Below are 228 nucleotides of genomic sequence, written 5' to 3'. Positions count from 1 at the left end.
CGTTCTGATGTCTGGCCAGGGCCAGCCGGCGTCCGACATCGCGTACCTGCTCAAGGCCACCGAGGACTACGTCCGCGACGTGATCCACGCGTTCAACGAGCGGGGGTTCGACGCGCTGGACCCAAAATGGAGAGGGGGCACACCGAACAAGATCAATGAGCAGACCCGCGACTGGATCTGCGTGATCGCCCGGTGTGACCCCCGCTTCCTCGGCCAGCCGTTCTCGAC

At 64.9% G+C, this 228-nt stretch carries 1 protein-coding gene; it reads left to right on the top strand.

Annotated elements, in window-relative coordinates:
- The coding region (locus ACXN5W_RS30430; protein WP_473161828.1) for a helix-turn-helix domain-containing protein at nucleotides 1-228 on the top strand (228 nt) is incomplete at both ends.

Source organism: Plantactinospora sp. A48 (genome assembly GCF_055793945.1).
The sequence above is the reverse complement of the archived record's forward strand: the minus strand, read 5'-3'. Positions and strand labels throughout refer to the sequence as shown.